This is a genomic window from Planococcus citreus (genome assembly GCF_003664125.1).
Classification (GTDB): Bacteria; Bacillota; Bacilli; order Bacillales_A; family Planococcaceae; genus Planococcus; species Planococcus citreus.
Genome location: NZ_RCCP01000002.1, coordinates 83450 through 106651, shown reverse-complemented (window position 1 = coordinate 106651; position 23202 = coordinate 83450). Strand labels below are relative to the sequence as shown.

Here is a 23202-nt window from a genome sequence, read left to right as displayed (position 1 = left end):
GTTGGTCGAGCGTTTTCAAGTCTTTGGATGTATATATGTCAATTGAAGCAAATAAAATGAACGTCTGATGATCGGAAAGGAGGAAGTTGTTTGGAAGAATTTCGAAAAGACGCATCAGAAGGCAGCGGCGGTAATTTCATTTACAAATTTGATGCGATAGGAACCAAATGGGAGATTGAAACAAACGAACCGCTGGCAAGTCGATCGCAGGAAAGTATCCATAAACGTATCGAACTATTCGACTGTACGTACTCTCGTTTTCGATCAGATTCCCTAGTCTCTCAGATTGCTGATGCACCTCAAGGCGGCCGTTTTGAATTTCCAACCGATTCCATTGCCCTCTTCACCCTTTATGATCAGCTTTATACGCTGACAGAAGGGGCTGTTGATCCACTTGTGGGCCGTGACTTGGAACTTCTTGGGTATGATAAGACATATTCATTTAAACAGAAAGTAAATCCCGAACAACTTAAAGCTGAACCTGGAAAACGAGTTAGCTGGTCGAAGGATATCGTGCGAGAGGGGACATTACTCATCACGAAACGGCCACTGGTGATTGATGTTGGAGCAACTGGCAAGGGATACCTTGTAGACATCGTATCCGGTATTTTGAGAGAGGCTGGATTCACGGATTTTGTCGTGGATGGCAGTGGGGATCTTGTTCATTCTGGTGAATCCGCTTATCCGATCGGGCTTGAACATCCATTTGAGCCACAGCTGGTTATGGGTGTAGCTAATTTAAAAAATAGCGCCTTATGTGCTTCTGCAAATAACAGAAGAACCTGGGGAGAAGGATTGCATCATGTGCTAAATGCCCAGACCGGTATTCCGGTTCAGAACGTTGTGGCGACGTGGGCAATCGCACCCGATGCCATGACAGCCGATGGACTTGCAACAGCGCTTTTTTTTACCAGCGGAAAACAGTTGGCAGAGAAGTTCCACTTCTCATTTGTCCGTATGTTTGCTGACGGCAGGGCAGAGTACTCGCAAAACTTTGATGGTGAAATTTTCTTTTAGTGAGAAAAAAATTCAAAATTAATGCGGTTCAATTAATGTGATAAAGCACCTTCACAGGAAAGGGACGATCCTATGCCTTTATTAAATAAAAACATTGTTCTTACTCTCCTTGCGGGATCATATACTTCTTTGATTCTGTCATCCTGCTCACCATCAAGTTCGGATGATATACAACCGGCGCCCGACACCAATGAATCAGAACCCACAACCAGTCAAGATACAGATTATAGAGACGGCGTTTATGAGGCAACGGGTGAATATGGAAATCAGCCGTCGCACATCACCGTTACTGTGAATTTAGAAGATGATAAGATTACGGAAGTCGAAGTTGCTCCTCATGCGACAAACCCGACGTCACTCGACTTACAAGAGCGATTCGCAGAAGCAGTTCCAGCAGTGGTCGTGGGGAAAAATATTGATGAGGTGAACGTAGGGCGTCTGGCGGGTTCCAGCGGGACACCCAATGGATTCAATGATGCGATTAGGCAAATTAAAGAGCAAGCAGAGACTGAGGAAACACCAGCTGATTAATACTGCAACTGACAAAACTGCAAATAGAAAGATGGGAAACAAATCAACAAGGCAGTTTATATAGGGGATGAAACGGCATCATGAATAATACATGGAAAATTTATATATTAAGCTTAATCAGTTTTTTTGTCGGGACATCCCAGTTCGGAATTGTGGGAATGCTGGATAAAATCGCTGCCTCAATTGATGTTCCCGTGTCTACAGCCGGGCAATTGATTACTGCATTCGCACTGGGCAACGCAATCGGAGCGCCGATTGTGATTGTGGCCGTGTCAAAATGGAGCCTGCGCAAACAACTGCTTTTGGCTCTCGCCATTATATTTAGCGGAATCGTTTCGACGCTAGTGACTACAGAATTTCTTCCACTGATGGCGGCGCGTGTGTTGCTTGGAATCGGCACGGGGGTTTTCGTGGTGACGGCTTATGCTGCCTCAGCCAAACTTGCGTCTCCTGGAAAGCAAGGGAGTGCCATGGCGAACGTTGCATTGGGTTTTAGTTCCTCCCTTGTCATGGGTGTGCCAATAGGGCGTGTGATTGCATCCACTTATGATTGGAAGACCATCTTTTGGATTATTGGCATCTTAAGCATAGGCGCTTTGTTTGCTGTTGCTAAAATGATTCCGGATATGGAAAGCGAAGACTCTGTTCCTTTAAGCCAAAGATTGGCTCTTTTGAAAAGCCCACAGCTGGCACTTATGCTGTGCGTCACGTTCTTTGTCTTTCTTGGATTTTCAGTAATAGATACGTATATAACGCCTTATCTGGCAGCTATCCTGCCACAGACAGAACACGGGATAAGTGCCATCCTATTTGCGTTGGGCATTGGGAGTGTGGTGGGCTCTAAGTTCGGCGGACTATTGGCTGATCGCATTGGCACCTTCCGTACATTATTAGGAGCTATGAGCGTCCAAATGATTGCTTTACTTTTATTATCCGCTGATTTTAATTCGATCCTCATCAGTATCCCGCTATTGATGATTTGGGTAATAGCTTGCTGGACATTTGGTCCGACGCAAAATTTCAATTTGGTTTCTCTGGTGCCAGGAGCGTCCAGCATTGTCCTTAGTTTAAACAGTTCCTTCGTACAGCTAGGCTTTGCGGCAGGAGCTGGCATTGGTGGGATGGCAGTAGGAGGCATTTCTGTGACATCGATTACTTGGATAAGTGCAATCTCTGCTGCGTGTGCTCTCTTGCTCTTTATTAGCCTACATTTGTTCATTCATAAGAAATCGATAATCGAAAGCTGAATCTGCATCTATCAACAAACAGGAGGAACTCAAATGCAAAAAGTGATGCTAAATAACAAAGTGGAGATGCCTTTGCTTGGTTTCGGGGTATACCAGATTAAAGATGAAATGGAGTGCGAACAATCCGTCTACGAGGCCATAATGACAGGTTATCGCTTAATTGATACCGCTGCTTCTTATTTAAATGAAGAAGCAGTGGGGAGAGGCATTAAACGAAGCGGTGTGCCGAGAGAGGACCTATTCATTACGACAAAACTTTGGGTGGAGCATACAGGTTACGAACAGACAAAGAAAGCATTCTTTGATTCGCTTGAGAGATTGCAGCTTGATTATTTGGATCTGTATTTAATCCATCAGCCTTTTGGAGATATCTATGGTTCTTGGCGCGCGATGGAGGAATTGTACAAGGAAGGAAAAATCCGTGCCATTGGCGTTTCTAATTTCCATCCGGACCGGCTTGTAGACTTAATTGTGCACAATGAAATTTCGCCTGCCGTCAATCAAGTGGAAACCCACCCCTTCTGTCAGCAAATCGAAAGTCATCAGTTGATGAAAGATAATAATGTCCAAATAGAGTCCTGGGGGCCTTTTGCTGAAGGAAAAAATAGCATGTTTCAGAATGAAATATTGGTTTCAATTGCCCAAAAGTACAATAAATCTGTTGCTCAAGTAATCCTGCGTTGGTTGACACAAAGAGGTGTCGTGGCAATTCCAAAGTCCGTTCATAAAGATCGAATGGCCGAAAACTTTAATATTTTTGATTTTCAATTAAGTAAAGAAGATCTGGAAGCCATTGCGCGTTTGGATACGAAAGAAAGTCTGTTCTTTTCGCATCGTGACCCCGAGATTGTGAAGTGGATTGGGACGCGTAAGCTAGATATTTAGTCTAAATAAGGTCGACGAGTAGTCTTCAGTTAACATATTGCGAGATTATCGGAAGCTACAAAATAGAAAGGAGAGAAGAAGGCGGTAAGCCGAATCTTCTCTCCTTTTGCTATTATCTCCTAAAAAGTACATTTACGGCCATGCTTAATATGGAAACGCATTCGTGTATTCCATAGTTCTGATACTGTAATAAGTTCTGCATGGTGGCAAACACATCTTGATTCATTTTAAACGCATCCGCATAAACACGTAATAGAAATACCCACCTTTGTATTAACTGCCATTTTGTCCTGAATAAGCCCTGATCTTGAAATCATTATCGTAATCTTTGACACAACAAATACATGTTACACCGGTCGTAGAAGTGATTTCTTTATCATAGATTTCTTTTTTTCCTTTAATCATGAAAAAAATCATATTATTTTTCATTTCCAAATAATTATGATGACGTTATTTTCAAAGGTGTTTCATATATTACTTAGAAGATGGAATTTTTAACCAAGTTTTAATACTGGGGTTTTGGGGAAAGTAATATTTAGTGTGTCAAATAGAAAAAAAGGGGAGGAACACTAATGACGAAAAATTCGTGGTCAAGATTAATGTCCCTCACAGTTCTAAGTTCTGTGTTGGCTTTGGGAGCATGTGGCAATGAAGATGCTTCAGACGAAGAGTCAACGAATGACTCTGATGCTACAACAGAAGAAAGTACAGATGAGGGTGCTACAACAGAGGAAAGTGCAGACGAGGGCGCAAATGAAAGTGCAGAAACTGAACCCAAAGTCACTGAGTTTGAACCAGCATTTCCAGAACAAACTAGAGCACCTGCAGTAGAGACTGAAACGGAACTAGATGAGGAAGTTGTTGTTGATGGTCTTGGCGTGACTTGGGGTATGGTAGAGTTTGAACCAAACCGCTTACTTGTGACGCAAAGAGATGCAGCAGAACTTCTTATTGTAAACCTTGAAGATGGTTCTGTTTCAGATCCAATCGAAGGTACACCAGAAGTGAATAACTCAGGTCAAGGCGGTTTGCTTGATGTAGCCGTTGCACCTGATTTTGACGAATCAAGAGCAGTATTCATGACGTTTTCTCAAGATCTTGAAGACGGTACCGTCACTGCTGTCGGTAAAGGTGTGTTATCAGAAGATGAATCCTCACTTGAAGATTTTGAAGTCATCTTCCAAGCAACACCGGCATATGATGGCGACTTACACTATGGCGGTCGTATTATCTTCGATGAGGAGGGCAACCTATTCCTAACAACTGGTGAGCGTTCAGACGATCCAATTCGTGAACGTGCACAAGACTTGGACGCTTACTTAGGTAAAGTCATTCACATTACACAAGATGGAGAGCCAGTAGATTCAAATCCATTTGTCGAAGATGAAGACGCACTGGATGGTATTTACAGCTATGGTCACCGTAATATTCAAGGCATAGACTACAACCCTGAAACAGGAGACTTATGGATTGTTGAATTCGGTCCACAAGCTGGGGATGAACTGAATATCATTGAACCAGCGAACAACTATGGATGGCCAATTGTTTCTTATGGTATCGAGTACACTGGTGAATTAATCAATGATGGTATTTCAGAGCACGAAGCGCAAGGCTTTGTGGAACCAAGATATTATTGGGATCCAACAAGTGCACCAAGTGGTATGTCATTCTATGATAATGACGCAATCCCTGAATGGGAGAACAATTTGTTTATCGGTGGTTTAGCCCCGAACTATATTGTACGTGTCGTTATTGAAGATGACATCATCGTTGGAGAAGAACGACTATTGACTGATGAAGCTCAACGTTTCCGTGACATTCTTGTAACTGAAGATGGCGCGCTTATTGCGAGCACTGATGGCGGTCTGATTTACCAGATTACTGCAGCAGAATAATTTATTATTCTCTAAAAGCATCCACTCTCATATCAGCGTCATTAATTTGAGCGGTATGAAAATATTAAATAAGCAGGCATTCATGTATTCTCATGAATGCCTGTTTATTTGCTGTTTGAATAGATTGAAAGTGTAATGGCTGTAGGAGAAGGGGCTTGAAACCATCAGCAACTCTCATTGTCTTTTATGGTATAATTACCCAAATTACCAAGGGGTTATCGATTGCTTAAATACGAAAACATTTCATTAATAAGGTTATTTATGCTTCGTATTCAGTTTTATGAAGAGGAGGTTTCTTTATGAAATTAACCATCATACTTCTGCGTATTGTATACCTTCCTATAGCTGGACTTTTTATACTTCCCATATCTTATTGGTTTGCAGCTGGCTTCATCTCCGAATATGGACCGGAATCACCTGAAGTTATCTTTCCACTCTGGCTAATCCCCGCTGCAGTGTTCTTGCTCGGCGTCGTCATACAATGTTGGAAAAAGTATTTTTGGTTAGGAATAGGTATTACGGTGTTCTCGTTTATTTTGTTTTTTACAGACATCATTCCTTATAGAGCAATCAATCTGTTTTGAAATGATGGAACCGGTTTATGAAAAAGAGAAGCGAAACTAAACAAGCCCGGCTCAGTTCATAACTGTGCCGGGCTTATTTTGATATCTACCATTCGAACACAAATTTCAGTGTAATCGTAATCGCAGAGTATAGGATGACGGAAATAAGGAAAGTCGGGAAATGCGTGTCCTTTTCGCTCGGCAATTCGTGCTTGAATACGGTGAAGATCATGGCGCCGGAAACGAGCGAGAAGACGATCGATTTGAACAGCGGCGTCAGTTCAGTCGTCAAAGCGACAATCCAGCCGGCGACAATGCCGACAGCCAGTATATAACGACCGTATTTATTGTACTCCACAGGAAACTTCCGCCACGTATCATGGGCGACCGCCATGAAATGCGGACCGATCGCGACGCAGTAGAACAAAGCTTGAACCGCAGATACTTCAAATGACAGCACAGCGTAGGAAACCAGCGCGTTGTAGAAAGCATAGAACACGATGACTGACCAGAAAGTAGAAGTTTGGGAAATGTAATTTTGCTGGATGACGATTTGAATGCCGACAAACAAGACGACGCCGAGAAGGCCGACAAAATAGATTTCCGACTCCATCGTCAACTGTCGGTAAGGTTCTTCGATCGCCGCTTGCTGCTTATGAAGTGTAGGGAGCAGGTAGATGAAAATATACGAAACAGCAAGCCCGCCCGAAAACGAGAACCATTTTATTTGCTTCAGTTTATCTCGAGGCACCAGGACGCTCGCAAAGAAATGGATCAAGATAAATACTATGCCGATCAAGAATGGTATCAACAGCATGACCCAAGCCTCCTGTCAGATGAAATGATCTGATGAAATGGCGAGATTTTGTTAAATTAAAGAATGTTATAGATAACGTAAAATGATTTTCTATATTGTACTGCTTCGTTTAGAAATAATGAAGCCGCTTTTACATAATTTTAGCAAAAAAACTAATCGACTTGGCCTTGACGATTCGCTTTGTAAAACTTTCTGGTTGCATTTTTTCTTTAACGGGTTTATATTGTGTGAGGCATCAATTAATGATGGGTCAATTAATATTCCTCAAAACAATTAGGATAGAAAAAGGAGCAATTTATCATGAACACACTGCAAAACAAAAAAACCAATGATTTCAATGAAATCGTCAATGGACGCCGTTCCATTAAACAATACGATCCGGATGTGAAAATCAGCCGCGAGGAAATGACCGAAATCCTGGAACAGGCGTCCACGGCGCCTTCTTCCATCAATATGCAGCCTTGGCGTTTTGTCGTTATCGACAGCGCAGAAGGAAAAGAAAAGCTTGCGCCGCTGGCATCTTTCAACTTGGAAAAAGTAATGAGTGCATCAGCTGTCATCGCCGTGTTCGGCGACCTCAACAACATTGAGTATGCAGAAGAGATTTACGGAAAAGCTGTAGAACTCGGTTATATGCCGGAAGAAGTGAAAGAATTCCAAGTCGGCTACTTCAAACCTTTGTATGAAGGCATGTCCAATGAGCAGATGAAAGACATCGTGCTATTGGACTCAGGACTTGTGTCCATGCAATTGATGCTCGTTGCCCGTGCATTCGGCTACGACACCAACCCGATCGGTGGCTACGACAAGCAGAAGATCGCTGAGACGTTCGGCATGGACAAAGAGCGTTATGTGCCAGTCATGCTTCTCACGATTGGCAAAGCCGCCAACGAAGGCTTCCAGTCGTACCGCTTGCCGGTCGAGACGACCACGACCTGGAGCTAGCTAGCTGACCTTGAGTATTCGGGATTTATGTATTATATTTGACTGGTCAATGAATAGTGGGCACAGCTATCAATTGACTTCATCGATTATTAAGGAGGTCTTTCAATGCCGTGTTCATTTTCAAAGCAGGAACAAGTGCTGCACCAGTTTAAGGGCCTGACCAATCAGATCAGCCCGAAGTTCGAGCGTTGCACAGGCATCAGTGCGTCGCGCTATGAATTATTGTCCCAGCTTTATAAAGTTGACGAAATCAACCAGTCGACGCTTCAAAAATTGGTCAATATCGATAGCGCCGCGGTCACGCGCCATTTAAAGCAGCTTGAAGCGAGCGGCATGGTCACAAAGCGCAGAAATCCAGAGGATAACCGCGTGATTTTTGTCAGCCTGACCGATGAAGGCCGCGAGCGCATCATCGAATACCGGAAAGAGAATATGGGCTTCGTCAAGCAAATGCTCCATGATTTCACATCTGAGGAAGTGGATGCGCTTAGCGATATGCTCCGGCGCATGCAAGACAATATCGTTGATTATTAACAATACACATTAAAGGATGGCGAAATGAAATGATGATTATCCACGCACATTTGCAAGTAAAACCTGACCAAGAACAAGCGTTTTTAAATGAAAGCAAAATCTTGATCGAAGCGTCACGCCAAGAATCAGGCAATGTTCAATACGATTTGATGAAATCGGTTGAGCGAGAAGGCCATTACACGATGGTCGAAGTATGGAAAGATGCGCAAGCAATCGAAGCCCATAACGCGAGCGAGCATTTCACGGCATTTTCCCAAAAAGCAGCCGGATTCATGAGCGCGCCGATGGAACTGAAAGTCTATAGCGGTGAAGCTGTCCCAATGTAAGAAAAGCTTGTTTGTTTAAACGAGATATTAGGCAATGCTTGAACATCTTGGTGAACTGTGACAAGATAGACCTTGAAAGACAAATGCTAATTTCATAAAACACATGTGGGGGAATCGGTGTTGCCGATTGAGAGAATATCCGTGAGATATTGACCCTTGGAACCTGAACTGGCTAATACCAGCGGAGGGAACATATTCAAATCGGTCTATTCTGCGATGATATGCGCCCAAGGTTTCTATAACCTTGGGCGCTTTTTTGTATCCGCAATTGGATATGTCCCCTGACTCAGCTCCTGAAATCATCTTTTATGAATTCATTCAGAGGGGGAAAACAACATGAAAAAATGGACGATTGCCATTGCGCCGGTATTGCTGCTGGCGGCATGCACAGAAGAAGCAGAAAATCCGGGCAGCGATGTGGCGAATGAACAACAGGAATTACAAGAAGTGACGATGGTCTTGGATTGGACGCCAAATACCAATCACACCGGGTTGTATGTGGCACAGCAAAAGGGCTATTTTGAAGAGCAAGGGCTCGATGTCGAGATCATCTTGCCGGGTGAAGCGGGCGCCAATCAATTGGTCGCTTCAAACCAGGCGGAATTCGGCATCGGCGCACAGGAAAGCTTGACGGAAGCGAGAGTACAGGACATTCCAATCGTTTCGATCGCGGCGCTCATTCAGCACAACACGTCCGGATTTGCATCACCTAAAGACAAAGGAATTGAGTCGCCGAGCGATTACGAAGGAAAAACTTACGGCGGCTGGGGAGCGCCAGTCGAAAAAGCGGTGCTTGGGTCCATCATGGAACAGGAAGCGGCTGATGTGGAAAACGTCGACATCGTCAATATCGGCAATAGCGACTTTTTCACGGCGGTCGAACGCGACATTGATTTTGCGTGGATCTATTACGGCTGGACGGGCATTGAAGCCGAACTGCGCGGCGATGAATTGAACATGCAGTATTTGACGGACTACTCGGACAAACTGGATTATTACACACCGATCCTGATGACCAATGAAAACTTGATTGCAGAAGATCCGGAAACCGTTCGTGCATTCACCAAAGCAGTCTCGCAAGGCTATGAATTCGCCATCGATGAGCCTGAACAAGCAGCTGAGATCTTGATCGAAGCGGTCCCGGATTTGGATCCGGAACTGGTGAAAGCGAGCCAGGAATGGCTGTCGCCGAAGTATCAGGACGATGCAGCGAAATTCGGCGAACAACAAGAGCAAGTGTGGGCGGATTACGCTGCCTGGATGTTCGACAATGGTTTGCTCGATGAAGAACTGGACGTCGAGCAGGCATACACGAATGAATTTTTACCGGAGGAGGAAAACTGATGGGTAATGCATTATTAAGCATTCAAATCATCCCGAAAACGAAAAATGGGGAAGACGTCATTCCGTATGTGGACAAAGCGATCGCCGTCATTGAAAAGTCAGGCGTCCCGTACCAAGTCAATCCATTGGAGACGACGATGGAAGGGGATCTGGCGCAGTTGTTTTCGATCGTCGAGGAAATGAACGAGGCGATGATCGAAAACGGCAGCCCGAACGTCATTTCGCAAATCAAAGTGCTGTATCAGCCGAGCGGCGCATCGATGGATAAATTGACGGAGAAATACCGGCCGTGATGATTATGCGAAAAGGATGGAGACCAGTTCTGGTCCTCATCCTTTTATTGATCATCTGGCAAGTGCTTGTGCCGCTGTTTGAAGTACCAGAGTGGTTGCTTCCGACCCCTTATCAGATCGGGGTGGAAGCGATCAACAGTTGGCCAAACTACAGCGGGCATTTGTTTGCGACGATCCGGTTATCGATCCTCGGCTTTCTCATCGGATCGTCGATCGGCCTTGGCGTCGCGATAATCCTTCATCTCGTGCCGAAACTGCGGGAGACCTTTTATCCTTTGCTGATTTTATCGCAAAACATTCCGATCATCGTGTTGGCGCCGCTATTGGTCATTTGGTTCGGCTTTGGCTTATTGCCAAAACTGATCATCATCATTCTCGTGTGCTTTTTCCCGATCACCATCGCGGCACTTGACGGGTTCAGGCAGACGAGCGGCGAATTGCTGCATTATATGAAAATGGCAGGAGCCGACAGACGCCAGATTTTTTGGAAGCTCGAATGGCCGCATGCGATGCCGTCGATTTTCTCGGGCTTGAAAATAGCGGCGACCTATAGCGTCATGGGTGCCGTCATATCCGAATGGCTTGGGGCGCAGGAGGGCATCGGCGTCTATATGACGCTCGCCTCGTCGTCGTTCCGGACGACGCAAGTATTTGTCGCGATCTTGTTAATCATGTGCTTGAGCATGCTGTTTTTTGCAGCAATTGTGTTACTCGAAAAGCGGGTCATCCGCTGGAAAACGAGCGGGGGAGGGAATTCAAATGGCTGAATTGGCGATTGAGCAATTGACGAAAAGCTTTGACGGGACCGAAGTGCTGAAAGCGTTATCATTGAATATAGCAGACGATGAATTTGTCGCCGTGCTTGGCCCTTCCGGCAGCGGCAAAAGCACGTTATTTCATTTAATTGGCGGGCTTTATGAGCCGGATACAGGAACCATTCTATTGGGCGGCGAGAACATCAAAGGCCAAAAAGGCTCCGTCAGCTATATGCCGCAAAGCCCGTCACTGCTTCCGTGGCGCACCGTGCTGGACAATGTTTTGTTAGGGGCTGAAATCGCCGGTCACAAAGACCAGCAAGCAGCCATTCAAATGATGGAAAAAGCAGGACTGGCAGGGTACGAGCAATCGTATCCGCATCAATTGTCCGGCGGCATGAAGCAGCGCGCCGCCTTTATCCGTAGCCTCTTAAGCCCACAGCCGCTCATTTTGCTGGACGAGCCGTTTTCCGCACTCGATGAATTCACCCGTTCGGAAATGCAGAAATGGCTCCTTGATATTTGGCAGCATAATAAACGCTCGATTCTTTTCGTCACGCATAATATAGAAGAAGCTTTGTTTCTCGCAGACCGCATTCTGGTGTTATCGGAAAAACCTGCGCGTGTCGTCGCTGAGTTTAAAGTGGGTTTCGCGAGGCCGAGAGCAGAAGACATCACTTTGACAGAAGAGTTTCTGCAATACAAGAAGGACATTTATAAAGTGTTGAAGAAAGGGACAGGGGAATAAGGTTTTAAGCGCATATTGAAGTAGTTTTCGAACTGGATACAGAAGGAGGGGCAGCGATGGATACGTGGTTTGGTGCAAGATCCGATTATCCGTTCGAGCTTTTTTCCCTCAGCCATCTAATCGTATTGGCAATCGCCTTAACAGGATTCCTGTGCCTGGTCCTTTTAAGAGACAATTTCGCCGCAAAAGATGCCTTGTTCCAGCAATTGCGCTGGCTGCTGTTTCTTGTGCTGCTCATCTCTGAAGTGTCCTATCAGTATTGGGCCGTCAGCCACGAGTATTGGAGCTTCGATCGTTATATGCCGCTTCATTTATGCGGTGTCGCTTCTATCACCGCCATGATCGGCTTAGTCACTTTGCATCCATTTTGGATCCGCGTATCGTTTTTCCTCGGCATCGTGCCCGCGGCTTTGGCACTGGTGACGCCGGATATGCCGTATGATTACCAGCACTACCGGTTTTGGAAATTTTTTGTCCATCATACCGCCATCGCCTGGGCAAGTCTGTTTTTGGCTTTAGCTATGCCAAGTGCACTTACGTGGCGTTCGGTGTTTTCGGTTTATGGCCTTTTGCTCGTCTATGCCGCGTTCATCGGGTTCTGGGTCAATCCACAGACTGGCTCGAATTATCTTTACCTGTCGCAGCGGCCATCTACCGTCTCGCCCTTGGATTTTTTCGGGGATGGCGTTTGGTATTATATCAATTTATGCTTAGCTGCTTTTTTCTTATTTGCGGCTCAGTATGGGATATTCCGCTGGCTCTTTAAAAAAACAGCTTCTGAAGACAATTGAATCAGGTCATAAACTAGCTGCAGAGGACGGAAATGCTTCCGTTCCCGGCAGCTTTTTCGTTTTTCAATAGAGGACTATTTGCATATTTAGAGAATAGAAGGGGGACATAGCGAAAGGGGTGGCGGGGATGGATTGGGTAGTCGTACTGAGCTGGACATTGAACTCTTTGTTGCTGTTGAACATCGTGCTCGCGCTTGTCATTATCTTCAATGAAAGGCGGGATGCAGGGACTACTTGGGCATGGCTATTGATTTTGTTTTTCTTGCCGATTCTCGGGTTTATTGTCTATTTGTTTTTCGGCAGGCATTTGACCAACAACAACTTTTACAATCTGAGCGAAGACGAACAATCCTATTACACGCGGCAAGTCGATGCTCAAGTCCAGCGCATCCAGGCAGGGGAAACAGAATATGATGAAGAGCTGCTGAACAAATACGAGCAATTGCTGATCATGAATTTGCGGTCGTCCAAATCACTCGTCAGCTTCTACAACGAAACCCGGATATTCTCTGAAGGCAACGAGAAATTCGACACGATGATCCAAGACATCAGCAACGCGCAGGAAGAGGTCAATGTCCAATACTACATCATCAAACGGGATGCGCTCGGCCAGCGGCTATTCGATGCCTTGCTCGAACGTGCCAAAGCCGGAGTCAAGGTACGGCTTCTCTATGATGCAGTTGGGTCGAAGAGTTTAAAACAATCGGATTTCAAGGAATTGATCGAACATGGCGGCGAAGTGGAAATCTTTTTTCCGTCCAAATGGGGAATCAATTTCCGCCTCAATAACCGCAACCACCGGAAAGTGTGCATCATTGACGGGAAAATCGGATATATTGGCGGATTTAATGTCGGGACGGAATATTTGGGTGAAGTGGAGAAATTCGGCTATTGGCGCGATGTTCATTTGCGCATAGAAGGAGACGTCGTCCATCATATCCAAGACCGTTTTGTGCTGGATTGGAACTACGCCAACCAATACAAGAACCGAGACGACATCTTTTGTTTTCCACCTCACCAAATCAGACATTTCTCGCCGATGCAAATCGTCACGAGCGGGCCGAATTCGCACACAGAACATTTGAAAAACATGAAAATCAAAATGATTTCGTCGGCAAAACGTGAAATCTACATCCAGACACCGTATTTCATTCCTGATAAAAGTTTTATGGACGCCTGTAAGATGGCCTTGCTGAGCGGTGTCAAAATGCATATCATGATCCCCGGCAAGCCAGACCATCCATTTGTCATGTGGGGATCTTGGTCGTTCCTCGGCGAACTGCTCGATTACGGGGCGGACGTCTATTTATACGATCGTGGTTTTTTGCACTCTAAGACGCTGACGGTGGACGGCGAGATTTCAACCGTCGGGACCACGAATCTGGATGCCCGCAGCTTCCGCTTGAATTTCGAAATCAATACACTGGTGTTCAACCGCCGGATTGCGCTGGAACTCGAATCTCTATTCGAATCGGATATGGCCGATTGCCGCAAATTGACGAAAGAACTCTACGCACAGCGCGATTGGACCATCAAGCTGCGCGAAGGTTTTGCCCGCCTGTTGAGCCCGATTTTATAATTTGTGATAGTTACGTGTGGAATGTGGGTTGAAGAAGTCTCCTAATCCAGTACGAATTAAAATAGGATTGTTTTTTCTACATTCAAAATTCAATGATCTAACTAAGTATTTGGAGAAGCGTTCGCTCGTAAACCCTTCTGCTCAATAATGCTGCGCATTACTTTCGCAAAGATAATGTCTCCCGTAGGTCGACCTTATCTTTCCAGTGGTAAAGCGAGACGACCGAGACCCCGGAAGGCGCCTAGCGGCTGAGGAGGCTTGGGCGCGAGCCTACGGAAAGCGAGCGGTAAGCTTCGGAAATTACAACTTCTTACCTTTTTCGACAACCTGAAAAAGCTGAAACCACTTTAGGTTTCAGCTTTTTTTATTTGTCCAAAATCCCCAACGCCTACAAGCGCTTCTGCGACATGGCTTCGCGCATATGGCGCAGCGCCGTCTTGCCTTCGTCACCACGGGCGATCATGACGTTCGTGTAGAGCGCATCGATCAAGCTGAGCTGCGCGATGCGGGAAGCGAGGGCTTCTGAGCGGAAATCCGTTTCTTCCGACAAGGTATACAAAACAATATCCGCCTCTTTGGATAATGGCGATTTGGCGAAATTGGTCACGCAGACGATCGTCACTTCTTTTTCCTTCAAGACGTGAAGCACTTCGAGGACATCGCGCGTGCTGCCGGAGTGTGAGATGACAATGGCCACATCGCCTTTGGTGAGCTGGGATGCGGACATAAGTTGGAGATGGGCATCCATATTCATCGCCACATGAAGGCCGAGCCGGACGAATTTATGATAGCCGTCCATGGCGATCATCGCAGATCCGCCGTTTCCGAAAAACTCGATCTTGCGTGCAGACAGCACTGCTGCGACTGATTGTTTCAAGGCATCTTCGTCGATGATCTGCAAGGTATCTTCGAGTGTCTTGATATTGGAGCGGAATACTTTTTCTGCCACTGTTTTTACTTCGTCGCCTTCTTCGATCTGTTCATGGATGTCTTTTAATGGCGCGACAACTTCCGCAGCCAAGGCGATTTTGAACGCTTGGAAGCCTTTAAAGCCGAGGCGCTGGCAGAAGCGGAAGACGGTCGATTCTGCAAGCCCGAGCTCATCGGCAATTTGGTTGATCGTCAAATGGATGATGTTGCGGGGGTCATTTAAGATGTAATCGGCGATTTTCTTTTCCTTTTCACTGAAATTGCGGTAACTGCCACGGATGGCTGCCAATGCGAATTGTTGTTGTTTCATTCTGCCACGCCTCTTTCTGTTGCTTGAAGTTTTTTTATATTTCTATCATAACATGCTTGTATGCGGAAAAATATTTGATATACTGAATCCAATAAGGAAAAATATTCTTTTATTCTACAGGAGGTTTTAAAATGGAAATCGGAATTATCGGTTTGGGCAAGATGGGGAAGAACTTGGCACTCAATTTAACAGATCATGGCCACACAGTGGTAGGGCATGATGCAAACGCCTTGGAAGTAAGCGATTTCAAAGTGGCTGGATCGCTCGAAGAATTGGTGCAGAACCTTCAGGCGCCGCGTACGGTATGGTTGATGGTGCCGGCCGGAGAAATTACGGAATCGGTCATCGCACAATTGGTACCACTATTGGATAAAGGCGATACCATCATCGATGGAGGCAACTCGAACTATAAAGAATCAGTGCGCCGTGCAGATGAATTAAAAGAAAACGGAATTTATTTCTTCGATTGTGGAACAAGCGGCGGAACAGAAGGCGCACGCCACGGCATTTGCGCGATGATCGGCGGAGATGAAGAGAAATTTAACGACATCGAACCGCTCTTCCGTGACATTTCAGTCGAAGGCGGCTATCTATACGCTGGCAAACCAGGCAGCGGGCATTTCATGAAAATGATCCACAACGGCATCGAGTACGGCATGATGCAATCGATTGCTGAAGGATTTGATATCCTCCATAAGAGTGATTTCGATTATGACTATGAAAAAGTGGCCGGCGTCTGGAACAACGGCTCGATTATCAGTTCTTATTTGATGGGCTTGACGCAAAACGCCTTCTCGAAAGATGAAAAGCTGGATGGCATCAAAGGGGTTATGAACTCATCAGGTGAAGGGAAATGGACAGTGGAAACGGCACTCGACTTGAATGTGCCTGCACCGGTCATCACGATGTCGCTGATGATGCGCTACCGTTCTCTCGAAGATGACACGTTTACAGGAAAAGTGGTTGCGGCACTGCGCAACGAATTCGGCGGGCACGCAGTCGTCAAGAAATAAATTATTGCTTATCTGAAGAGGGGGAAATCACATGGATGGTTCAACATTAATTATCATCGCGGTCGCAAGCATTTTCGTATTGCTGTTTTTGGTCATGCGCACGAAATTGCACGCGTTCGTCGCGTTATTATTGGTAAGTTTACTGCTCGGCATCGCGGCGGGCATGCCGCTTGGGGATGTTATTCAATCGATTCAAAACGGCATGGGCGGAACACTTGGCTTTGTCGCAGTCGTCGTCGGCCTTGGCGCCATGTTCGGAAAAATGCTGGAAGTTTCCGGCGGTGCTGAACGCTTAGCAGCTACATTGATTGCGAAGTTCGGAGAAGATAAAGCACCGTGGGCACTTGGTGTGACAGGTTTCATCGTGGCCATTCCTGTATTTTTCGATGTCGGCTTCATCATTCTGGTGCCGATCGTCTATAGCTTGGCGAAAAAGACCGGAAAATCGCTTTTGCATTACGGGATTCCGCTATTGGCTGGTCTTGCAGTTACACATAGCTTCATCCCACCAACTCCGGGACCGATTGCCGTTGCGGAACTGGTCGGTGCAGAACTTGGTTGGGTCATCCTATTCGGGGTGCTTGCGGGGATTCCTTCCATGATTCTAGCAGGACCTGTTTTTGGACGCTACATAGGGAAGCGTATTCATTTGACGATTCCGGATTATATGGATATTAAAGAACAGGAATACGACAAAGAATTGCCAAGCTTCGGCATGATCATTTCCTTGATCTTGATTCCGCTTGTGTTGATCTTGTTCAACACCTTGTCAGCCGTCGTGTTGGATGAAGGGAACCAGATCCGTGAGATCTTGACTTTCCTTGGCCATCCATTCGTCGCCTTGACAATCGCTACAATCCTGACGTTTTTCTTCCTTGGCACACGCCGCGGCTATTCGCGCCAGGAAGTTCAAGACATTGCCACGAAAGCACTTGAACCTGCAGGGATCATTATCCTTGTCACAGGGGCTGGCGGTGTGTTTAAACAAGTACTGATCGACTCAGGTGTAGGCGATGTGCTCGGCCAAATGATGGGCGACTCTGCGCTTCCGCCGATTGTTTTGGCATTCTTGATCGCTTCGGCAGTCCGTGTCGCACAAGGTTCTGCTACCGTTTCCATGGTAACGGCTGCCGGATTGATCGCACCGCTTCTGGAAATTACCGGAACAACTGGCCCAGCACTTGGCTTGATCGTTATTTCCATCGCTGCCGGCGCTACGGTCTTGTCTCACGTAAACGATTCCGGCTTCTGGCTGGTTAACCGCTATTTTGGAATGAGCGTCAAAGACACCTTGAAATCCTGGACCATGATGGAAACCATCATCGGCCTCACCGGATTCGTGGTAGTATTGATTTTGAGTTTCTTTATTACATGATTTCAGAAAAAGAAAAAGGAATCTTTCCTTTTTCTTTTTCTGCTATAAGGAAGGAAGAAGAACATGCCTGAACAATCCTATTATTTAGGGGTCGACATAGGGACCACTTCCACAAAAGCCGTCCTATTCAATAAAGCGGGAGAAATCAAAGATAGCCATACGGTTTTCTATCCCTTGCACACACCGAACCAATTGACTGCCGAACAGGATCCGGAAGAAATTTTCCGCGCCGTCCTGACAGCTGTCCGGGAAACCTTGAGAAAAAGCGACATCAGCAAAGAGTCATTAAAGCTCTTGTCGTTCAGCTCGGCAATGCACAGCCTGATTGCGGTGGACGCTCAAGGAGAACTGTTGACCAATAGTATCACTTGGGCCGATACGAGAAGCTCGAAGCACGCGAAGCACATTAAAGAAAACTTGAACGGTCATGACATTTACTTGCGGACAGGTACGCCGATCCATGCGATGTCACCACTGTCGAAACTGTTGTGGCTGCAGGATGAAAAACCGGAGATCTGCCAAGCTACTGCGAAGTTCATCAGTATCAAGAGCTATATTTTCCACAAATTCTTCGGCGAATACGTCGAAGACCACTCGATCGCTTCTGCTACTGGCTTGTTCAATTTGGAACAGCTCGACTGGGACCAAGGCGCACTGGATGTATCTTGTGTCACGGCAGAGAAATTGCCGCGCCTCGTGCCGACGACTGAGCAATTTACAGGAGTCGCCCCGGAGTTCGCTGCGTTCATGGGCATTTCCGAAGACGTCCCTTTTGTCATTGGGGCGAGCGACGGCGTATTGGCCAATCTTGGCGTCAATGCCATCGATCCCGGAGTCATTGCGGTGACCATCGGAACGAGTGGCGCCATCCGCACGGTATCGCCAGTGCCGAAAACCGACCCGAAAGAGCGGACTTTCTGTTATGTATTGACGGAAAATCATTGGGTTATCGGCGGCCCGGTCAACAACGGGGGAATCATTTTGCGCTGGCTGCGCGATGAATTCGCGTCTTCTGAAGTAGAAACGGCAAAACGCCTCGGAATTGATACATACGATGTATTGACGAGGATCGCTGCCAACGTCAAACCGGGAGCCGACGGGCTATTGTTCCATCCATATTTGACAGGGGAACGGGCTCCGCTATGGGATGCCAATGCCAGAGGGTCGTTTTTCGGTCTCAGCATCCATCACCAGAAGCAACATATGATCCGCGCAGTTTTAGAAGGCATCGTCTTCAACTTGTATACCGTGCTACTTGCCGTTGAGGAATTGACAGGAGAGCCCGCACGCATTCAAGCGTCCGGCGGTTTTGCCCGCTCTGAGTTGTGGCGTCAGCTGTTGGCCGACGTCTTCGACAAGCCGGTCATCATCCCGGAAAGTTTTGAAAGTTCCTGTCTCGGTGCAGTGGTCCTCGGCATGTACGCCACAGGTGAGATCGAGGATTTCAGCATCGTCTCTGAAATGATCGGCAGCACCCATACGCATCATCCAGAAACGGAAGCGAGCAATATTTACCGTGAACTGCTTCCGATCTATATCCGCTTATCGCGTTTGCTGAAAGAAGAATACGAAAGCATTTCCGATTTCCAGCGCAAGCATATGAACTAACGATAAAACCCGAAGCCATTGCGCTTCGGGTTTTTCTAATCCGCCGATTAATTGATTATATAGTCGATCGATCTTTTGTGGAAAAATTCTGAAAACGAGACGAATCTTAAAGAGCTTTTGATATACTAATATTTACAAGTACAGGTGCTTGCTGGGATCACTTAATTAATGGCATCCGCAATGGTAGATATTATGAAACTCATTTTATTATTCGATTCACAAGCTGTCGGTAAAAATGGTCAATAAGTATTTAATGTTTTTAGAAAATCGCTAGCCGTCCTGTTAGATATCTGGACAAAAAGAAGTTTAAACATGACTAAGAACTGAGGTGGGTGATCCATGCTGAATCAGGTGTTAAAACAATTCAAGCTGCAAGTGATTTCCGTCGACGAAGTCGAAGATTCTTTCAGTTCAACGGTTTACAAATGCACCTTACAAAATGGCGAATCCGTCTTTTTGAAAATCCCGTATACCCGTGCGAAATATGAGCGCGAGCTGGCCGCCTATAAAATCCTCGCTGAACATGTCCCGATTCCAAAGCTGCTCGATCATTGGGCGGGTGACGATAGCTGTCCAGGGGCTTTTCTGCTGGCCGAACTGAAAGGAAAGCCTTTGTCCGCAACAGCTTCTCCGGAAATCGCCTATCAAATCGGCGCCATGCAAGCGTCTATGCATCAAATCAAACCTTCTAACACAACCGCACCTGTCGCCATACAAAATGAATTCCCCAATTGGCATGAATTTATCGAAAGGCAGTTTTACAGCTTCGCGGAAGATGTGAAAGAAGTATTGGATGAGGATTTATATATGGCTAGCATACGGAAGTTTGAGCAAATGAAAGGGGAGCTTCCAGCACCAGACGGGCCGAGTTTTGTCCATATGGATTTCCGGCCAGCCAATATCATTGTGGAGGAAGGTCGGGTTTCCGGCATGATCGATTTCGAAAGTGTGCGCTTCGGTTCGACGGAAATCGATTTCACTAAAATTCACCGTGATTTTTTAAAGTCGGATCCTGCCTTGTTGAGTTCTTTTCAGAAAGGCTATAACAGTATCCGGCCGATGATCGATTTACGAGCCGTTTTGCCTTTTTACCGGTTTATCGATGCCTTTAACAGCATCGGCTGGAGCCAGCGACGTGGACTGGAGAAGAATTTTGCATTCTATGAAGCCAATTTGCGCATTTTGAAAGATATGCTTCAGGGAGAGCAGCTCGAAAACAAAAGCTAAACTTTTAAAAATCCGGAAAAGCTGGAAAATGTCATATCTATCCGTTTGGAGGATGAGAGATTCGTGAGAAATCAAACTTATGTCATTTGGGATGGCCAGACTGTAAGCCTGACCTGGCAGCCCTATAAACCACTCAAAGAAAACGACATCGTGACAAGTGTTCATGGCTACTGCTTTCTAGATGAAAAACTTGTGCTTGTTCAAGTAAAAGGGCGAGGATTTAATGTTCCCGGCGGTCATGTGGAAAAAGGGGAAGAGCCTGAACAGGCATTGCGCCGTGAAATATACGAAGAGGCATACATAGAGGGCGATTTTACTTATATCGGTGCGATTAAAGTGGACCATTCAGAAAATAGGGGGTTTATGGAGAATGGAAAATACCCGAAAGTTGGATATCAACTATTCTACCGAATGGACATTACAAAGTGTTTTCCATTTTTGCGTCAATTCGAGACCACCGCGCGCATTTGGGTAGAGTCCGAAGAGGTTCCGTATGTGATGAATGATCATGAGTTAGCGCTATTAGTATTAAAAGAAGCAGTGGCGAGCAATCGAAAGCTGGTTTCAAATAGTGAGTAAGGAACAGCATTTACATAAAGAATTTATTGGTCTTTGTAAAAGCTTCAATAAAGAATTTCGCATCATTCCCGTTCTATATGGCTCTCTAGTTCTCGGAAAAGCCGCAAAAATGGATTTCTCTCCTCAAGATATTGATATGCTAGTTCCCTTCGTTTATCTCAATGAACAGTAGAGCGCGTTGGAAAACCTAATGGAACGGATCGGTTATTCGGTGATTGATTATCGGGAGCATGAATTTAGTGATGGCTATAACCAGGTGGGGTTTTCATTCATTGAGGATTTAGAGGTTTTTGCAGGGGTCGACCATAGAAGTTTGAAAAAAGTACTGGAAGATGGAGCGGAATATTACGCGTTAAGTTTGGATGATTATTTAAAAATATATACAAAATCATCTATAGACGGATACAGGAGAACCAAGAACCACGGAAAAGACTTGAGAAAAATAGATATTATAAAAAAGATAAAGGAGGCAAATCATTAATGGCCTTTACGAAGCGCATTTACCGGTCAGGGATTTAAAACGCTCCATTGAATTCTATACTAGTTTGGAATTGGAACTTGCTTATGAGACTCCGAAGCTCGCTTTCTTTTGGATTGTCAAAGGGCAAAGTTGGGTGGGCTTATGGGAAACGGATAAAGTGGAAACGCCTTATCATCCTTCGCTTCGCCATATCGCTTTTCATGTGGATATAGGAGCGATCCGCAACGCGAAGGTTTGGCTGGCCGACAGAGGAATCGAAGGGCGAACGGCTTTCGGTTTTTCACCGGAAGAACAACCAGTGATCTTGCCGAACCGGCCATATGCCCACGCAGCAGTTTATTTTCATGACCCGGATGGCAATTCACTGGAATTTATCGCACCGCTAGATTTCAAGGTTGAGGAAGAATTCGACATGATGTCTTTGGCACAATGGGATCAAAAGCACGTATAGAAAATGTTTAGCTGAGCAAGCAGAAAACTACGGGAGGGCATCACATGTTGAACTATATGTTGTGCTTGATTCGAAATGGTGATAAGATTCTGCTCCTGAACCGGGAGAAGCCGCCGCAGATGGGGATGTGGAATGGCGTCGGCGGAAAAATCGAGCCCGGCGAAACGCCGCTTGAAAGTGCCATCAGGGAAACCTTTGAAGAGACCGGCATTCGATTGACAGATATGCTGCATGCAGGAAATGTTCTTTTCACGAATGAAAGCAGCCGTCAAGGAATGTACTTGTTTATGGCGGATTTGCCGGAAACACAAGTTTTGGCTACGCCTCTCGGGACCCGAGAAGGCATATTGGATTGGAAGTCAATCGAGTGGATCCTGCAAAAAGACAATCGCGGGGTAGCCGCTAATTTACGTGCCTATCTGCCTTCGCTGCTAAAGGGTGATTTGAAATTGGAACATTGCTTCATTTATAAAAATAGGGAAATCGCTGAATACACAGCGGCAGCACTTTCAGAACCAATAAAAGCTTAGAGAGGAGTGGATTCAATGAATTTCAAGTCGATCAATTTCAATGAAAAACTTTTGAAATTCGACGATCTATGGTCGCCGAAAGTCATCGCAGAAATGAATGATTATCAATTCAAAACCGTGAAAGTGCAAGGGGATTTCGTCTGGCATAAGCATGAAGAAACTGATGAAGTGTTCATTGTGTTAGAAGGAGAACTAGCCATTGAATTTCGGGACGGAAAAGTGGAATTGAAAGCAGGCGAAATGTTTGTCGTTCCAAAAAATACAGAGCACAAGCCATTTGCGAAAACGCAAGCGAGCATCTTGCTGGTTGAACCTAAAAGCGTCGTCAATACAGGCGATATTCAAAGTGGGCAGACGGCAGAAAATGATGTGTGGATCTAAACGGGTTTTTCATGAAATTTACGCTTTCGTTGCGTAAAATGCGGTAA

At 45.8% G+C, this 23202-nt stretch carries 26 protein-coding genes and 1 riboswitch; of the genes, 24 read left to right on the top strand and 2 right to left on the bottom strand.

Annotation, left to right across the window (positions count from 1 at the left end; genetic code table 11):
* Positions 1–90: 90 nt before the first annotated feature.
* The 6 genes from DFR62_RS08725 (at position 91) to DFR62_RS08700 (ending at position 6159) form a co-directional block, all read left to right on the top strand.
* Entirely contained in the window at positions 91–1017 is a 927-nt protein-coding gene (locus tag DFR62_RS08725; RefSeq protein WP_206662498.1) for an FAD:protein FMN transferase, read from the top strand.
* 72 nt (positions 1018–1089) lie between these two features.
* Positions 1090–1548: an FMN-binding protein gene (locus tag DFR62_RS08720; protein WP_206662499.1), complete on the top strand. Its 459-nt coding sequence runs from the start codon at positions 1090–1092 to the stop codon at positions 1546–1548.
* A gap of 80 nt (positions 1549–1628) precedes the next feature.
* Positions 1629–2795 carry an MFS transporter gene (locus DFR62_RS08715; protein ID WP_121299809.1) on the top strand — a complete coding sequence of 389 codons (1167 nt, stop codon included), beginning with the start codon at positions 1629–1631 and terminating at the stop codon, positions 2793–2795.
* A 33-nt stretch (positions 2796–2828) separates the two neighbouring features.
* Entirely contained in the window at positions 2829–3680 is an 852-nt protein-coding gene (locus tag DFR62_RS08710) for an aldo/keto reductase (protein WP_121299807.1), read from the top strand.
* Positions 3681–4252: 572 nt separating this feature from the next.
* Positions 4253–5575 (top strand): PQQ-dependent sugar dehydrogenase, encoded by a 1323-nt coding sequence (locus DFR62_RS08705; RefSeq protein WP_121299805.1) that lies wholly within the window; start codon positions 4253–4255, stop codon positions 5573–5575.
* 299 nt (positions 5576–5874) lie between these two features.
* Positions 5875–6159 carry a hypothetical protein gene (locus DFR62_RS08700; protein WP_121299803.1) on the top strand — a complete coding sequence of 95 codons (285 nt, stop codon included), beginning with the start codon at positions 5875–5877 and terminating at the stop codon, positions 6157–6159.
* Between the two features lie 85 nt (positions 6160–6244).
* Here the strand turns inward: DFR62_RS08700 and DFR62_RS08695 are convergent, their stop codons facing one another.
* Positions 6245–6955, bottom strand: a complete 711-nt coding sequence (locus tag DFR62_RS08695; RefSeq protein WP_121299801.1) for a hypothetical protein — start codon at positions 6953–6955, stop codon at positions 6245–6247.
* 300 nt (positions 6956–7255) lie between these two features.
* Between DFR62_RS08695 and DFR62_RS08690 the strand changes: the two genes are divergently transcribed.
* The 9 genes from DFR62_RS08690 (at position 7256) to cls (ending at position 14270) form a co-directional block, all read left to right on the top strand.
* Positions 7256–7900: a nitroreductase family protein gene (locus DFR62_RS08690; protein WP_121299799.1), complete on the top strand. Its 645-nt coding sequence runs from the start codon at positions 7256–7258 to the stop codon at positions 7898–7900.
* Positions 7901–8005: 105 nt separating this feature from the next.
* Positions 8006–8434 (top strand): MarR family winged helix-turn-helix transcriptional regulator, encoded by a 429-nt coding sequence (locus DFR62_RS08685; RefSeq protein ID WP_121299797.1) that lies wholly within the window; start codon positions 8006–8008, stop codon positions 8432–8434.
* A 29-nt stretch (positions 8435–8463) separates the two neighbouring features.
* Positions 8464–8760: a putative quinol monooxygenase gene (locus DFR62_RS08680; protein WP_121299796.1), complete on the top strand. Its 297-nt coding sequence runs from the start codon at positions 8464–8466 to the stop codon at positions 8758–8760.
* Positions 8761–8857: 97 nt separating this feature from the next.
* Positions 8858–8967, top strand: a riboswitch (TPP riboswitch).
* 129 nt (positions 8968–9096) lie between these two features.
* On the top strand, positions 9097–10104 hold the full coding sequence (locus DFR62_RS08675; protein WP_121299794.1) for an ABC transporter substrate-binding protein: 1008 nt from the start codon (positions 9097–9099) through the stop codon (positions 10102–10104).
* Entirely contained in the window at positions 10104–10397 is a 294-nt protein-coding gene (locus DFR62_RS08670; RefSeq protein WP_121299792.1) for a thiamine-binding protein, read from the top strand. The genes DFR62_RS08675 and DFR62_RS08670 overlap by 1 nt, the downstream gene beginning before the upstream one ends.
* Positions 10397–11164 (top strand): ABC transporter permease, encoded by a 768-nt coding sequence (locus tag DFR62_RS08665; protein ID WP_425273631.1) that lies wholly within the window; start codon positions 10397–10399, stop codon positions 11162–11164. Before DFR62_RS08670 ends, DFR62_RS08665 begins: the two co-directional genes overlap by 1 nt.
* Positions 11157–11900, top strand: a complete 744-nt coding sequence (locus DFR62_RS08660; RefSeq protein WP_121299790.1) for an ABC transporter ATP-binding protein — start codon at positions 11157–11159, stop codon at positions 11898–11900. Before DFR62_RS08665 ends, DFR62_RS08660 begins: the two co-directional genes overlap by 8 nt.
* Before the next feature lie 56 nt (positions 11901–11956).
* Positions 11957–12691, top strand: a complete 735-nt coding sequence (locus DFR62_RS08655; protein ID WP_121299788.1) for a YwaF family protein — start codon at positions 11957–11959, stop codon at positions 12689–12691.
* 127 nt (positions 12692–12818) lie between these two features.
* Positions 12819–14270, top strand: coding sequence for a cardiolipin synthase (gene cls, locus DFR62_RS08650; protein ID WP_121299786.1), 1452 nt, complete (start codon positions 12819–12821; stop codon positions 14268–14270).
* Between the two features lie 388 nt (positions 14271–14658).
* Here the strand turns inward: cls and DFR62_RS08645 are convergent, their stop codons facing one another.
* Positions 14659–15510: a MurR/RpiR family transcriptional regulator gene (locus tag DFR62_RS08645; RefSeq protein ID WP_121299784.1), complete on the bottom strand. Its 852-nt coding sequence runs from the start codon at positions 15508–15510 to the stop codon at positions 14659–14661.
* A gap of 131 nt (positions 15511–15641) precedes the next feature.
* Between DFR62_RS08645 and gnd the strand changes: the two genes are divergently transcribed.
* From gnd to DFR62_RS08595, 9 genes are all read left to right on the top strand, one after another.
* On the top strand, positions 15642–16523 hold the full coding sequence (gene gnd / locus DFR62_RS08640) for a phosphogluconate dehydrogenase (NAD(+)-dependent, decarboxylating) (protein WP_121299782.1): 882 nt from the start codon (positions 15642–15644) through the stop codon (positions 16521–16523).
* A gap of 31 nt (positions 16524–16554) precedes the next feature.
* The gene (locus DFR62_RS08635) at positions 16555–17898 is read left to right on the top strand and encodes a GntP family permease (RefSeq protein WP_121299780.1); all 1344 of its coding nucleotides are present in this window, start codon (positions 16555–16557) and stop codon (positions 17896–17898) included.
* 63 nt (positions 17899–17961) lie between these two features.
* The gene (gntK, locus tag DFR62_RS08630; RefSeq protein ID WP_121299777.1) at positions 17962–19506 is read left to right on the top strand and encodes a gluconokinase; all 1545 of its coding nucleotides are present in this window, start codon (positions 17962–17964) and stop codon (positions 19504–19506) included.
* Positions 19507–19845: 339 nt separating this feature from the next.
* Complete coding sequence (locus DFR62_RS08625; protein ID WP_121299776.1) at positions 19846–20733, top strand: phosphotransferase family protein; 888 nt, start codon at positions 19846–19848, stop codon at positions 20731–20733.
* 63 nt (positions 20734–20796) lie between these two features.
* Positions 20797–21312 (top strand): NUDIX domain-containing protein, encoded by a 516-nt coding sequence (locus DFR62_RS08620; protein WP_121299774.1) that lies wholly within the window; start codon positions 20797–20799, stop codon positions 21310–21312.
* A 190-nt stretch (positions 21313–21502) separates the two neighbouring features.
* Complete coding sequence (locus DFR62_RS17520; protein WP_121299769.1) at positions 21503–21793, top strand: hypothetical protein; 291 nt, start codon at positions 21503–21505, stop codon at positions 21791–21793.
* Complete coding sequence (locus DFR62_RS08605) at positions 21786–22244, top strand: VOC family protein (protein ID WP_121299767.1); 459 nt, start codon at positions 21786–21788, stop codon at positions 22242–22244. Before DFR62_RS17520 ends, DFR62_RS08605 begins: the two co-directional genes overlap by 8 nt.
* A 44-nt stretch (positions 22245–22288) precedes the next feature.
* Positions 22289–22774: an NUDIX hydrolase gene (locus DFR62_RS08600; RefSeq protein ID WP_121299765.1), complete on the top strand. Its 486-nt coding sequence runs from the start codon at positions 22289–22291 to the stop codon at positions 22772–22774.
* Positions 22775–22789: 15 nt separating this feature from the next.
* Positions 22790–23155 carry a cupin domain-containing protein gene (locus DFR62_RS08595; RefSeq protein WP_121299762.1) on the top strand — a complete coding sequence of 122 codons (366 nt, stop codon included), beginning with the start codon at positions 22790–22792 and terminating at the stop codon, positions 23153–23155.
* Positions 23156–23202: the final 47 nt, after the last annotated feature.